This is a genomic window from Phytobacter ursingii (genome assembly GCF_001022135.1).
Classification (GTDB): domain Bacteria; phylum Pseudomonadota; class Gammaproteobacteria; order Enterobacterales; family Enterobacteriaceae; genus Phytobacter; species Phytobacter ursingii.
In genome coordinates, this window is the sequence record NZ_CP011602.1 from 123,439 (window position 1) to 135,608 (window position 12,170).

Annotated in this window: 10 protein-coding genes, 1 pseudogene and 1 riboswitch; of the genes and pseudogenes, 4 read left to right on the forward strand and 7 right to left on the reverse strand. The window is 49.7% G+C overall.

The genetic code is table 11. The features are described from left to right. Window positions 1-247 precede the first annotated feature (247 nt). Together AB182_RS04075 and AB182_RS04080 are read left to right on the forward strand one after the other, a co-directional pair. The gene (locus AB182_RS04075; RefSeq protein WP_082137006.1) at window positions 248-829 is read left to right on the forward strand and encodes a TetR/AcrR family transcriptional regulator; all 582 of its coding nucleotides are present in this window, start codon (window positions 248-250) and stop codon (window positions 827-829) included. Between the two features lie 415 nt (window positions 830-1,244). Next, complete coding sequence (locus AB182_RS04080; RefSeq protein WP_047368999.1) at window positions 1,245-2,789, forward strand: methyl-accepting chemotaxis protein; 1,545 nt, start codon at window positions 1,245-1,247, stop codon at window positions 2,787-2,789. Window positions 2,790-3,000: 211 nt separating this feature from the next. Here AB182_RS04080 and mntP read toward each other — a convergent pair whose 3' ends face one another. After that, complete coding sequence (gene mntP, locus AB182_RS04085) at window positions 3,001-3,573, reverse strand: manganese efflux pump MntP (RefSeq protein ID WP_047369000.1); 573 nt, start codon at window positions 3,571-3,573, stop codon at window positions 3,001-3,003. 293 nt (window positions 3,574-3,866) lie between these two features. Next, a riboswitch (Fluoride riboswitch) is annotated at window positions 3,867-3,936 on the forward strand. 79 nt (window positions 3,937-4,015) lie between these two features. On the opposite strand from mntP, the gene crcB reads away from it, so the two are divergent. After that, window positions 4,016-4,390: a fluoride efflux transporter CrcB gene (crcB, locus tag AB182_RS04090; RefSeq protein WP_047373173.1), complete on the forward strand. Its 375-nt coding sequence runs from the start codon at window positions 4,016-4,018 to the stop codon at window positions 4,388-4,390. 49 nt (window positions 4,391-4,439) lie between these two features. Here crcB and gudD read toward each other — a convergent pair whose 3' ends face one another. Continuing rightward, on the reverse strand, window positions 4,440-5,780 hold the full coding sequence (gudD, locus tag AB182_RS04095) for a glucarate dehydratase (protein ID WP_047369001.1): 1,341 nt from the start codon (window positions 5,778-5,780) through the stop codon (window positions 4,440-4,442). 1,197 nt (window positions 5,781-6,977) lie between these two features. Between gudD and AB182_RS04100 the strand changes: the two genes are divergently transcribed. Next, entirely contained in the window at window positions 6,978-7,403 is a 426-nt protein-coding gene (locus tag AB182_RS04100; RefSeq protein ID WP_047369002.1) for a hypothetical protein, read from the forward strand. Between the two features lie 17 nt (window positions 7,404-7,420). Here the strand turns inward: AB182_RS04100 and oxyR are convergent, their stop codons facing one another. From oxyR to bcsD, 5 genes and pseudogenes are all read right to left on the reverse strand, one after another. Further along, window positions 7,421-8,335: a DNA-binding transcriptional regulator OxyR gene (oxyR, locus tag AB182_RS04105; protein WP_047369003.1), complete on the reverse strand. Its 915-nt coding sequence runs from the start codon at window positions 8,333-8,335 to the stop codon at window positions 7,421-7,423. 309 nt (window positions 8,336-8,644) lie between these two features. Next, a pseudogene (locus AB182_RS04110) lies at window positions 8,645-9,655 on the reverse strand (glycosyl hydrolase family 8). 71 nt (window positions 9,656-9,726) lie between these two features. Beyond that, on the reverse strand, window positions 9,727-10,647 hold the full coding sequence (galU, locus tag AB182_RS04115; RefSeq protein WP_172399069.1) for a UTP--glucose-1-phosphate uridylyltransferase GalU: 921 nt from the start codon (window positions 10,645-10,647) through the stop codon (window positions 9,727-9,729). A 35-nt stretch (window positions 10,648-10,682) separates the two neighbouring features. Beyond that, complete coding sequence (locus tag AB182_RS04120) at window positions 10,683-11,648, reverse strand: GGDEF domain-containing protein (protein WP_047369005.1); 966 nt, start codon at window positions 11,646-11,648, stop codon at window positions 10,683-10,685. A 48-nt stretch (window positions 11,649-11,696) separates the two neighbouring features. Further along, the gene (gene bcsD / locus AB182_RS04125) at window positions 11,697-12,158 is read right to left on the reverse strand and encodes a cellulose biosynthesis protein BcsD (RefSeq protein WP_039077141.1); all 462 of its coding nucleotides are present in this window, start codon (window positions 12,156-12,158) and stop codon (window positions 11,697-11,699) included. Window positions 12,159-12,170: the final 12 nt, after the last annotated feature.

The following is a 12,170-nucleotide window of genomic DNA, read 5'->3' on the forward strand; positions in this document are numbered from 1 at the left end:
GCGTCTCAAAAAAGCTAGCATAAATGAGACGATTGTCTCAAATATTTTTTGATGTTAAAATTAACAGTATGTTTTATAAGGTAATTAATTTCCTGGTCGAGCGTGATTTGTTATTTTGCGTCACCTGGATAGGCGAATGTTGATTTGCTATGTTTGTGTTACAACGAGTGAAATTGGGAAAGTCTGGACGTATGGAGAGTAAGCTTTGGAGCCATCTGTAACGCGCAAGAAAACGTATGATTTGCTAATGAATAAGGCGTTAGTTTTGTTTGAGCAAGGGGAGATCCCCTCCATTTCACGGTTAGCCACAGAAGCGGGTGTTTCACGGGCGACGGCTTACCGTTACTTCCCGACTCAAAGCGATTTAATTGCCGCTGCCGTTGGCGCGAGTCTGGAAACTATTCGGGAATGGAAACCGAAAAGCGATGATAAAGTCGGCGAACGTATCGCCGAGTTGTTTGATTTCGCGTTCCCGGAAATGTTTCGTCATGAGGGTGCCCTGCGTGCAGCACTGCTTGTCTCGTTGCAGCAATGGGCGCTTGAGCGGCACTCTCCGGATAAAATGGAAAAAAAGCTGGTCCGTGGTAATCGTAAAGCGACGCTTGCTCGGGTGATGGAACCGGTGAAGGAAAAATATTCGCCTGAGATGTATCGCAAGGTCATTGCTGCTTTTTCGTTATTGTACGGTTCAGAAGTCTTTCTGGTGATGAAGGATATCTGGGGTATGGACAATCAGGAAGTCATTGATAACGTACAATGGATGGCCAAAGCTATTATAAATCAAGCAAATAGAGAATTCTCTGAGGAAGAGTATGCCGGAAACAAATAGCTTATCTTGCTGCCTGTCTTATAAGTAAGGGGCAGTAGCCCCGCTTACTTAACCCAAATAACTCACCATTAATTGAAGTGTATTTGAAATACAATTCAGCGCCCCTGAAATATCCATTTAAAATACCGTTATTAATTTGCTTTAAGGTTTGGTTTTATTTTATTTATGTCTTATCCATAGCGTTCACTGTCGAAGAGAATGATAAGCAAGCTTAGTTTTTTTAAGCAGAAATAATTGTCGTAGATTATAGAAGTGGCGTTTGATGATGATAAAATCCGTTTATGAACTATGCTGAGGTAAACGGTTTTTTTATTTCAATAGCATAATTTCATTGCGTTTATCTTGTTTCTTCCAACATAACGACAGGCCTTTAATATAAATTAAACTCTCTTAAGCTTTATGGGGAATACATTCTATGCGTGAGAATCACCCTGTAACACAGCAAGAACGCATTTTTGATAACGATGCGACGTTAATGTCTACCACAGATCCTGAGAGTTATATTAATTACGCTAATGATGCTTTTATTGAGGTGTCTGGTTTTTCGCTCAGTGAACTTGAGGGGCAACCGCATAATCTGGTTCGTCATCCGGATATGCCGCCGCACGCATTCTCAGATATGTGGTTTACCCTTAAACAGGGGGAGCCGTGGAGCGGCCTGGTAAAAAACCGTTGCAAAAATGGCGATCATTATTGGGTTCGCGCCAACGCAATCCCGATCATCCGCAAAGGTGATGTGAAGGGGTATATGTCGGTACGCACTAAACCTGATAACGATGAGGTCGTAAAGGCAGAAGCGCTGTATCAGCAATTTCGTGAGGGGAGTGCAAACGGCAAACGCCTTTTCAAAGGGTTGATTATACGTAAAGGGTTTATGCGCTGGCGTACGTGGTTTGTCACGATGCCATTACGCTGGCGATTACGATCAGCGTTAATAACAACCTTTTTGTTGAGCATTCTCGTCGGGGCGCTATGTCAACTGACGTCCGGGCAGATGGGCATGTTTACGGGGGGGATGGCAGTCCTGTTTTTAGCGTTGATGACATGGCTGGAAATGCAAATTGTGCGTCCCGTTGAGCGCCTGTGTCATCAAGCCCTGCAGGTGGCAACCGGGGAAACGCAGCAGGTGGAACAACCGACACGCATTGACGAAGTCGGCGTCACCCTGCGGGCAATCGGCCAGCTCGGGTTGATGTTCCGATGGCTAATTAATGATGTCAGTAGTCAGGCTGTGAACGTACTTAACGCCGCAGATGCGTTATGTAAAGGAAACGATAGCCTGAGCCGTCAGACGGATCAGGCGGCGGCGAATGTGCAGCAAACAGCCGCGACAATGAATGAGCTGGCGGCCACCGTAAAAAGTAATACCCTCACCGCTGCCGAAGCCAGTGCCTTATCTCAGGGCGCGCGTGAAGCGGCTGAGCAGGGCGGCAAAGTGATGAGCGGCATGATACAGATGATGAGCAATATTGGTTCCAGCTCCGATCAAATCGCCAGTATTACCAGCATCATTGACAGCATTGCCTTTCAGACCAATATTCTCGCACTGAATGCCGCGGTAGAAGCCGCACGAGCGGGCGAACAGGGGAAAGGTTTTGCCGTGGTAGCCGGTGAAGTTCGTACCCTTGCCCAGCGTAGCGCCAGCGCAGCCAGCGAAATTAAAGCGCTGATAGAGTCCAGCGTGACGCAGGTCCGCTCCGGCAGTCAGTTAGCCGATAATGCCGGGAAAGCGATGCAGGAGATTGTCGGTAAGGTGAAACATGTAACCCAGTTGATTGAGCATATCAGTCAGGCGACGGCTGAGCAGGCATCGGCAATAAGTCAAATGAGTCTGGCGGTAGAAGAGCTCGATAAACTCACTCACCAAAATGCCGACCGTGTTCAGGAAGGCGCAGAAGCGTCAGATCGGTTGAATAGTCAGGTGACGCGTCTGGCAGAAGCCATTTCCGTATTCCGCTAACGACTGCAATCCGGCCCCGCCAGGTAAGGCGGGGTTTTTAAACGTACGGCCAATACTGGCATTTATCTGTCGAAATCAACGTAACGAATGAGCCACTGAGCGCCCGGTTGTGATGGACGATAATCGCCAGTGCGCTTAAGACCAGCGTGCCCATTGAGATCCGGTCTGCCTCAGGCTGACTAACAGCCACCCCTGGTCAGCAAAAGAAAAATCAGGCAAATAATGCCAGGTGTTCCAATAAAATAGAACAGCCAATACCGATCAGCACGACGCCGCCCATCACTTCGGCCCACTTGCCAATCGCGGCACCCAGGAAGCGGCCGAGTAGCATCCCCGTCGTGGCCATAATGGTGGTCGCAATGCCGATTAGCAGGGCGGTGGTGACAATATTTACATCCAGGAACGCGAGGCCCACGCCAACGGCCATTGCATCCAGGCTGGTGGCGATTGCGGTGGTGATCAGCAGCCAGAAACCGTGCCGTCTGGGCGCATTGAGCGGTTCCAGCCCATCTTTTTTCATTCCCTCAAACATCATTCGTGTGCCGAGCAGCATCAGCAGGGTAAAGGCAATCCAGTGATCCCAGCGCATAACGTACTGGCTGGCGGCCAGGCCAATCCCCCAGCCAATCACCGGGGTGATGGCTTCAACCACGCCAAAGATGATGCCAGTGCGTAGCGCTTCTTTCAGCGGCGGGCGATAAAGTGCCGCCCCCTTACCGATCGATGCAGCGAAGGAATCCATAGACATCCCAAATGCCAGAATGAGGAGTGCGTAGAAGCTCATGTGCGTACCTTTAAATACCCGCCAGTGTGAGCGGGTCAAATGTGTCAAATCTCAATAATGTCCATGCTGCCATGGAAATGCGTGAAAATCAAAAAATATCTTATAAATCAATTATATATAGTATTGGCTATGTTTTATTGCACTGGCTATGTTTGGTTTTATCGTTGCAAAAAGAAAACGTTGCGTTGGGCTAAGATCGCATAAGGCAAAGATGTCGGGTCGCTACGTTAATGTTGATACATCCATGTTATGAATGTCTTATTCTTGCCTCCCGCCAAAAAAAGTTGAAAAATGATCAGCAAGGTGATGGCGTTCCACCTTACCCAACCGCTTCCCTGTGAAGCTGATGACGCCTGGTATGACTCTTTCAATGGAGGCATGTCGGGCGCTTGTCTTTTCCCTTCTGCATGCCTCTGACATTATTAATTTTGTTGAGGAAAACATGCTGAAATCTCTCATTGCCGTGATTGTCGGTGGTTCCGCAGGATGCGTAATTCGCTGGCTGCTCTCTGTGCGCCTGAATGTACTCTTCCCTCATCTACCGACTGGCACGTTGCTGGTGAACCTGATAGGCGGGTTTATTATTGGCGGGGCGCTGGCGTTCTTCACACGACAGCCGCATCTGGATCCTTGCTGGCGATTACTGATTACCACCGGGCTTTGCGGAGGAATGACCACCTTCTCGACGTTTTCGCTGGAAATTTTTTCGCAGCTACAGGTGGGCAATTATCTCTGGGCCATCACGTCGGTGATGGTGCATGTGTTTGGCTCATTGCTGATGACTGCTCTGGGTTTCTTTGTCATCAACATGCTGTAAAAACAGCCCGCAGGTTTGCGCCTGCGGGCTTTGTAGAACGTATTATGGGTTAACGCACCATGCACGGACGTTTGTTGTCGAACGTCCAGCCGGGGATAAGGTACTGCATCCCCATGGCATCGTCGCGCGCGCCCAGACCGTGTTTCTGATACAGCTCGTGCGCCTTCATCACCTGCTCCATATCCAGCTCCACGCCCAGCCCCGGCGTCGTCGGCACCTGCACCATCCCGCCCTTGATTTCAAACGGCTCTCTGGTCAGACGCTGATTGCCTTCCTGCCAGATCCAGTGGGTATCGATAGCGGTGATTTTGCCCGGCGCGGCGGCTGCCACGTGGGTGAACATCGCCAGCGAGATGTCGAAGTGGTTGTTGGAGTGGGAACCCCAGGTCAGGCCGAACTCGTGGCACATCTGCGCCACACGCACGGAACCCTGCATGGTCCAGAAGTGCGGGTCCGCCAGCGGGATATCCACCGACTGCAGGGACAGCGTGTGCCCCATCTGACGCCAGTCGGTGGCAATCATATTGGTCGCCGTCGGCAGGCCGGTGGCGCGACGGAACTCCGCCATCACTTCACGCCCGGAGAAGCCCTGCTCAGCGCCGCACGGGTCTTCCGCGTAGGCCAGCGAACCTTTCAGGTACTTACCGATACTGATGGCTTCGTTCAGGGACCATGCGCCGTTCGGGTCGAGGGTGACACGGGCCTGCGGGAAGCGCTTCGCCAGGGCGACAATGGATTCCGCTTCCTCTTCACCGGCCAGCACGCCGCCTTTGAGTTTGAAGTCGTTAAAGCCGTATTTTTCATACGCGGCTTCGGCCAGGCGCACCACGGCATCCGGGGTCATCGCCTCGTCATGACGCAGGCGATACCAGTCGCATTTGTCGTCCGGCTGGCTCTGGTACGGCAGCGGGGTGGCTTTGCGGTTACCCACAAAGAACAGGTAGCCGAGCATTTCCACTTCGCTGCGCTGCTGGCCGTCACCGAGCAGGGAAGCGACGTTCACGCCCAGGTGTTTACCCAGCAGGTCGAGCATGGCGGATTCAATGGCGGTGACCACGTGGATGGTGGTGCGCAGGTCAAAGGTCTGCAGGCCACGGCCCGCAGCGTCGCGGTCAGCAAAGGCGCTGCGCACCCCGTTGAGGACATTTTTGTAGGCGCCGAGGGTTTTGCCGACAATCAGCGGGGCGGCGTCTTCCAGGGTCTGGCGGATTTTTTCGCCACCGGGGACTTCGCCGACGCCAGTGTTGCCGGCATTGTCGGTGATGATAACGATGTTACGGGTGAAGAACGGCGCATGCGCGCCGCTCAGGTTCATCAACATGCTGTCATGCCCGGCAACCGGGATGACTTTTACGGATGTTACGACTGGAGTTGAAGACTGGCCTGACATAATTCCTCCTGCGGATAGATGGTAACCGAATACAGACGTCATACACGGTTATCTGCCATCGATATAAAACGTGGCGCTGAATTGCGTGTTGCCAGGATTCTATGACTTTCATTTCAACAAAAATAGACTTACTGAGCGCTCATTTGATTCAATAATTGAATGAATAAAAATGAGGTAATGTGATAATTATTAAATGGTTACATTGTTTTGCATACTGTGTGGTGTCATTAAAACATGATTATGTACAGGCAGGCGAAGAACTGAAAATGAACGTAGTATAGGGGAGGAAATTTGCCGCAAAACATCGGCAAATTAACCAAATTATAGGTATTTTTATGCGTTTTTTCGCTGTGCTTTTGCCTGTTTTTCCCGCTGGAATAGAATTGTTTTTCTGTCGTTTGCCCAGTGAGGTACGACGGTATTCACGAAAAACAACGCCGAAGTAACATTTGCGTTAAAACAGGCGCTGGCGAGCCCCTCAGATCATTCACAAATGCTCATTGATGAGTTTGGGTTATCTTCTTGATGAAAGTCTGAAAGCACGGCTTTTCCGTCGTGTACATGGTGGTAATAGCACGGCTTCTAAAAGCTGCCATTTTGGAAAACAAATGCGAAAGGAGTCACGAATTTTTCGTTTTGGGAGGCTGGTTGCCCGAACGGAACGGGTGGTAAAGGAGGGGAAAACGCACATCGGCGATCGCGTATTGTCGTGCATAAATGCCGTATTGTGGCAGTGTCCCTGTTTATCAATAGACAGGCACACGAGAAAAAGATTCAGTCGAAGCGTTTACTGTGCAGCAACATACACATCATCTTTTTTGAACCGGGGCTGCTTAAAAAGTATCCCACGTTTGTTCGACCACCTGTACAACTTGTCATTATTCCCGACATGGGAATTTTCTTACGCCACCTTTTTAAAATAAGTCCTTCAATCACCCTTGTTTGCCTATTAAAAACGGAATAATCGCCAGTTTAATAAACGCCATATATAAATAGAGGAAAATTAGATCGATTTCATCAATAACTGATCGGTATTTAACCTTTTGCTTTTATTGGTGTTTTTTATGGATTTAGGAAAAGCGCCATGGATTATTACGCAATTATTATCTATTTTATATAAAATACTAAAGAAATTCCCGGGAAGGTCGATGAATATAAGAATGACCACGGATAATTGCACCCGGTATCGAGGAAACGATGAAAGCTGAATCGCAAAATCAAGGCCACCCTTTACATCTGGATCCGCTATCTGACAAAAATGTCCTGGTTCCGCCATTTGTGAAAACCATTGCGGTGCGGCTGTCCTGGGTCGCCGCTGGCGATGAGAGCGAGCTCTATCAACTTTTATCACGGCCTTATTACCAGGATGGGGTAAGCACTGAATATTTTGCCCGGCTTAGCGCGCGTCTGCCGTTTATTGCGCCGCAACAGGCACCCTTAGCGATGGCGGATTACACCATTCTGCTGGTGACGGTCTGGTTAGATATTGAAGAGTTGTACCATCGTGGAGTGGTATTACCGGAGCAGATTATGCAGGGGTTAATGGAAAAAACGACAACCATGCGGGCGCATGATTGTCGGGAAGAGAATCGGGAACACGGCGATATGTGTCAGCACCAATAATGCTGAAACTGTCCTGGCTACGCCATTACATTGAAATCGATAAAGTAGCGTTCCATGTAACGTGCAATCGCGTTGCGTAGTATTTCGTATTTCTTACGCATCGGATCGCTGCGATGAAAAATCATCACCACCTTGCGTTTTGGTTCCGGTGAGATACAGCGAATATATTTAATGTTCTCGTTATTGCCGTGCTGGGTGGACAGCAGCGGGAAGAAGGAGACGCCGCGGTTGAATGCCACACTGCGACGTAATGTCTCCAGATGCATTGCCACGAAGCGCGTATCGGGTTCCAGCTCAAATTGATAGCAATAACGCAGCACCTGGCTGTGCAGGCAGTTGCCGTCATCAATCATCAGAATTTTGCTGTTTTTCAGATGCCCCATATTAATATCATTAAGACGCGCCCAGGGGTGCTGGTGGCTGACACCTAACATCAAAGGTTCATCAAATAAGGGCAGTTCCACGTATTTGCTGGTGTCTTTATTGGACGTCATGATGGCGCATTTTATGGCGTCTGACTCCAGCATATTCAGCAATTGGTTGGTTTGCGCCTCATGAATTTCCAGTTCGATCTCCGGGAAACTCTCGTGGCACACTGCGTTCATGTGGGAAAACATGTAGGGTGCCAGGGTCGGAATAATGCCGACATCCAGTGTTTGTGACAGACTCTGCTGATAGCTGCTGCTGGCCATATTTTTTAGCGCTTCAATTTCCCGCAGAACAACCTGGGTCTGTTCGACAAGGCGTAATCCCGTCTGTGTGAAGCGGATTTTCCGGGTAGTGCGCTCCAGCAATTGCAGGCCCAGCTCGTTCTCCAGCTTACGCAATTGGGCACTCAACGTCGGTTGGCTGACATTACACGCTTCCGCTGCGCGTTGAAAATGGCGGTATTTTGCCAGCGCGACAAGATATTCAAGGTTACGGATGTTCATTGATTTCCCCGGCCCGCAGAATCCCACTCTGTTGGGGACGCACAAACACCCCTGTGATTTGCATATGACATCTTATTATTTTCAACTTTGCCATTAAGTCTCTCCCTCATGCCTGCACATGAGATGTGATTATTTTTATTATTCATTAGCGGTTGGCCTTCATCTTGCCACCCGGATCGCCACACAATGCATCGACCAGCACAGGCGCTTTTCTGGTCGATAAGTGTTTATTCTTCAAGGCGTCCTGCCAGAATGTCATGCTGCCCTCGTGCCTGTCGCGAGGGAGTGCGGCAAATTGCCAAAACAAGTTCAATACCCTTTTAATGACGCGGCGAATAACGAAAGCATATGCAGAGCGGATAAATAATAACCTTCTCCCGGATGCAGGGATTTATCCATTCGCTGATAATCGCCCATCGTTAAATCACGCACCGCCAGAATACCACCGGACATGTCATAATTCGCCTGCCCGTCACCAGAAACATCCACCCAGGCGGGAGTCGCGTTGCGGCTGTAATTCGCCCAGAAATGCCGAAAGTTGTCCATTGAGTACTGATGCATCTCGCTCAAGCTTAAATAAAGCGGGATACGGATAGCATCATAACTGAATCGGGCGGGCCAGCTATCAGCAGGCTCGACTTCACCACCATTTTTGACAAAAATCCAGTCGCTGGGTAACTGCGTTTTTCCAAAGCGGGCTTTGTCGAGTAATGCAACGCTCGATTTACTGAGTTTCAATCAAATATCGTTGTGTCGTTGCTGCCAGAAACTTTCCCACGCCGGAAAGATAAAATAGGATGGATTAATCACGTAACCGTCATCGCGGGTAAAACCCGATAAGCCAGGCAAAAGTAATGTCTGGTTATTCTGCTCAATAATCAGGCAATTGATCAGCGCATCCTGAATATTCTCCGAGGCGGCGATATAGCTTTGATCGTGCCATTTTTTTCCGGCCAGTAATAATGCCCAGGCGATTAATGTATCGCCATCGCTGGCGTTATTTTCATCGGTCACTCTCTTTTCGATAGGGTCATAACGCCAGGCGAAAAGCCAAAGCGACGGTCGAAGCAGTGTGTTGCGCGTCCAGTGCCACATTTGTTCGAACGTCGCCGGGTCGTTATTCATCACCGCCAGTAACATGCCATAACCCTGCCCTTCAGAGTGGCTGATATCCCCATTCTCGTGATCAACAATGCGGCCATCTTCGTTCAGATAATTATGCTTAAACAGCGTCCAGTTATTATCCTGCGCCTGTGTTGAAAATGACATAATGGCTAATGAAAGGGATAAACAGGTCATTAACCAGGCAGTTCTTAACATGAGATTTCCTGTCGTTGAATGAGGCAATCCGTGAAAGAAAAGATCTACGGCGTTACCGGTTGTGGAACGAATTACAGTGCGGCTTCGGCCTCGGCGGGGGCCAGCACAAGCTCATCACGCAGCCAATGGCGGAAAGTTTCGCCAGTCGCGCCATGTCGCAAACCGTACTCAACAAACGCTTTCATGTAGCCAATTTTATCGCCACAGTCATGGGATTTACCGGTAAGGCAATAAGCTTCTACCGGGGATTGCTCAAGCAGCATGGCAATCGCATCGGTTAACTGAATTTCACCGCCAGCTCCCACAGGGGTTTTGTGCAACAGTGGCCAAATCGCTTTCGACAGCACATAGCGTCCCACAACCGCCATATCCGATGGCGCATCCGCCATTTTCGGTTTTTCCACCATGCCACGCACAAGGCCAAAACCGCCTTCTGGCAGGTTGTGACCACCACAGTCGACCACGCCATAACGGGAGACATCTTCATGGGCCACGCGCTCAATCATCAGTTGGCTTGCGCCGGTGCTGGTGAAGCGGTTGATCATCGCGGCAAGATTGTCATGTGCAATGTTGCAACGGCTGTCGTCAATGAGTACATCTGGCAGGACTACGATAAAATCGTTGTCGCCTATCAGCGATTCAGCACACAGTACGGCGTGGCCCAGCCCTTTCGAGTGCCCCTGACGGACGTGCATAATCTTCATACCTGCCGGGCAAATGGTTCGCACTTCTTCCAGCAGTTGGTTTTTCACACGTGATTCCAGCAGAGACTCCAGCTCAAAGGAGGTATCGAAATGGTTTTCGATAGCATTCTTTGAAGAGTGGGTCACCAGTACAATTTCCCGGATGCCGCTGGCATAGCACTCTTGCACGATATATTGGATCAGTGGCTTATCCACTACGGGTAACATCTCTTTGGGGATAGCTTTGGTGGCAGGCAGCATACGCGTACCGAGGCCTGCGACTGGAATGACAGCCTTTAACATTCTTATTTCCTCTGGAGACAATTTCTGATTTTTGTGTGTACTCAAATATCGGCACTTGTGGTGCTGATAATTCCGCCAGGGTCGGTTACTGCGATTACCTGATAATTAATAAAATCGTCACCACCTTGTGCTTTAACTTTATAAAGTGCGGTGTCGGCAGCTTTTAATACTGACGAAAAATTCGGTCCGTGTTCAGGATATCTGGCTACGCCAATACTTACGGATAACCCGACCGGCCGAGGCTGAGAGGTGATGGTCATGGGCTGACGAGTCTCTTCGACGATGTGCTGTAATAATTGTCGACCGTCGGGTTCATCAATACCTTCGATAAAGGTCAGGGCAAATTCATCCCCGCCAAGGCGACCTAACAGAGTGTCCTGCGAAATACAGTTTTTCACCCGGCTAATAAAACAGCGCAGCACCTCATCGCCGGCAGCATGCCCCAGGTCATCATTGATAATTTTGAAATTATCCAGATCCAGAATCGCCACGAAAGTATGGGCGCCATGCGCTCTGGCGGCACGGATTTTTTTGCGGCTACGGATGAAATAGCCTTGTCGATTCAATGTCCTGGTTAAGGCGTCATTGTGTGCGCGATAGTGTAACTTCTCGCGTATGGTCATATGCCGTGTAATATCAAAGCCCAGCATCACGAAGGCGAACACTTCGCCGTGTTCGTCTTTACGCGGCGTTAATCGGGCGTCAAGCCACAGCTGTTCGCCATTCTTTTTGGGCTGATAAATTTCACCGTGCCAGGTTTCACCAGTAAGCAGAATAATATTTATCGCCGAAAGTACCGACGAGCATAATGCTTCATCAGTGGCACGAAATAATACTTTGCCAGTAATCTCTTCGCTGCCAAACCCGCTTAACTGGCAGAAATAACTATTGGCAAAAATAATACGCCCGGCGGTATCAAAGACCAGTGAAACAAAGGCATTATCCTCCATAAAGTGAACATCCTCGAGCTCGAGTTTTCTTCCAGCAACAATAATTTCATTCAACATAATGGTCACCTGACTGTCTCTGTTCAGGATGGAAATGCCTTTGCGGCGTTATTCGCTGATGGCGTAACGGAAAATCAATACATCTTCGGTGGCGTTGTCTTTCCAGCGAACCGGAACATGGTTACCCGCTCCCTGAGAAACCAGCCACTGCGAATAGGCCCCTTCGAGCACGGTAGCGCTGGCGCGTCGCCAGCCCGCTTCATCGCGATGCTCCGGCGCGTGTGGCCAGGCGCAATGCATCAGAATGAGTTCACGCTGTGCCGGGGCCATTTTGACGAACCCCCAGTTAAACAGTTCCAGTACGCGGTTGATGCTGCTCTCCAGTTCGCTCACCGTAGTGGCGCGATCGATGGGGTACCACTGGGCCATCATCTGGCCGATACGTCTCAGCGCTTCGGGGTCTTTGTCCGACTGCCCGTCTGAAAACTCGTTGAAAAACAGATACACCAGGTCATGCCAGCCTGCCTGATAGTTACGTTGCAAATAGGTGTCTTGGTTACTAAACATCATTCATCCCACGGG